Source organism: Halomonas sp. LBP4 (genome assembly GCF_003202205.1).
Taxonomy (GTDB): Bacteria; Pseudomonadota; Gammaproteobacteria; order Pseudomonadales; family Halomonadaceae; genus Halomonas; species Halomonas flagellata.
In genome coordinates, this window is record NZ_PDOG01000024.1 from 1 (window position 1) to 1,924 (window position 1,924).

The 1,924-nt window shown below is 68.0% G+C and carries 1 protein-coding gene; it reads right to left on the reverse strand.

What is annotated here, in order from left to right:
• Positions 1-1,821, reverse strand: a complete 1,821-nt coding sequence (gene xsc, locus CR157_RS21945; RefSeq protein ID WP_181422153.1) for a sulfoacetaldehyde acetyltransferase — start codon at positions 1,819-1,821, stop codon at positions 1-3.
• Positions 1,822-1,924: the final 103 nt, after the last annotated feature.

The following is a 1,924-nucleotide window of genomic DNA, read 5'->3' on the forward strand; positions in this document are numbered from 1 at the left end:
TCAGACGTAGTCCTGGTACTTCTCCAGCAGGCGCACCGGCTTCTTCAGCGCGTCGCGGCGGAACGGGTCGCCCAGCTCCCGGGTGCACATGATCTCGATGATGCAGGTCTTGCCCTCGATCATCTGCAGCTCCACCGCCTTCTGCAGCGCCGGCCCCACGTCCTCGAGGCGGTCCACGGTGATGCCCTCGGCGCCCATCGCCCGGCCGATCTCGGCGAAGCTCTGGTTGTCCAGCTCACCGGCCACGAAGCGCCGGTTGTAGAACTCCACCTGGTTCTTCTTCTCCGCCCCCCACTGGCGGTTGTGGAACACCACCGCGGTCACCGGGATGTTATGACGCACCGCGGTCATGGTCTCCATCAGACTCATGCCCCAGGCGCCGTCGCCGGTGTAGGCGATCGCCGGGCGGTGCGGCGCGGCCACCTTGGCGCCGATGATGGTGGGGAAGGCGTAGCCGCAGTTGCCGAAGCTCATCGGCGCGAAGAAGCTGCGCGGCTTCTCGAAGCGCAGGTAACTGTGCGCCACGGCGTTGATGTTGCCGATGTCGGTGGAGACCATCACGTCCTCGGGCATCGCCTTCTCCAGCTCGCGCAGCACCTGGCGCGGATGCAGGTACTCGCCGCCGGAGAACGGCGTCTCGCCCTGGGCCTCGTCGATGGCGTCGAGGCTGTAGGGGTCGCGCTCATGGGTCCACTCATCCAGCTCCTGCTCCCAGGCCGCCTTCTCGCTGGCGATGGTCTCGGCCCGCTGGGCCTTGCTGGCGTCGCAGGCCAGCGTACGGCCGGCCAGGCGCTCGGTGATCGCCTCGGCGGCTTCCTTGGCGTCGCCGCAGATGCCCACCGCGATCTTCTTCACCAGCCCCAGCATCTTGTGGTCGGCGTCGATCTGGATGATCTTGGCGTCCTTCGGCCAGTAGTCCAGGCCGTGCTGCGGCAGGGTACCGAACGGCCCCAGGCGGGTGCCCAGCGCCACCACCACATCGGCCCGGGCGATCAGCTTCATGCCCGCCTTGGAGCCCTGATAGCCCAACGGGCCGCACCACAGCGGGTGGCTGGCCGGGAAGGAATCGTTGTGCTGGTAGCTGTTGACCACCGGCGCCCCCAGCCGCTCGGCCAGCGCCTGACAGGCCTCCACGCCGTCGGCCATCACCACGCCGCCGCCGGAGACGATCACCGGGAACTCGGCCTTGGCCAGCAGCTCGGCGGCCTCGTTGAGGGTCTTGGTACCGCCCGGGCCACGGTCGACTCGCGAGGGCTCGGGGATCTCGCATTCGATCTCGCCGTAGAAGTAGTCGCGCGGGATATTGAGCTGGGTCGGGCCCATCTCGGCCATCGCCCGGTCGAAGCAGCGGCCGGTGTACTCGGCCATGCGCGCCGGGTGGGTGACGTGGCCCTGGTACTTGGTGAACTCCTGGAACATCGGCAGCTGGTGGCACTCCTGGAAGCCGCCCAGGCCGATGCCGGTGGTGCCGGCTTCCGGGGTGACGATCACCACCGGGCTGTGCGCCCAGTAGGCCGCCGCGATCGCCGTCACGCAGTTGGAGATGCCCGGCCCGTTCTGGCCGATCACCAGGCCGTGGCGGCCGGAGACCCGGGCGTAGCCGTCGGCCATGTGGCCGGCGCCCTGCTCGTGGACCACCGGGATCAGGCGGATGCCGGCCGGGGCGAAGATGTCCATGGCGTCCATGAACGCCGAGCCCATGATGCCGAACATGTCGGTCACGCCGTTGGCGACCAGGGTTTCGACGAAGGCCTCCGAGGGGGTCATCGTCTGCTGGCCCTGCACGACGCTGCGGGTGTCTTGGCTCTCTGGGGTGCTCATCGGGTCCTCCTCGGCGCGCCGCCGATTGATGTTTTTGTGGTACAAAAAGTTCCGGATAACGAAACCTGATCAGAATCTAGCCATCCCGCGGCCGCTCGTCAAC

Coding starts and splice junctions, on each gene's coding strand:
- xsc (WP_181422153.1), bottom strand. CDS start 1,821: ATGAGCACCCCAGAGAGCCAAGACACCCGCAGCGTCGTGCAGGGCCAG.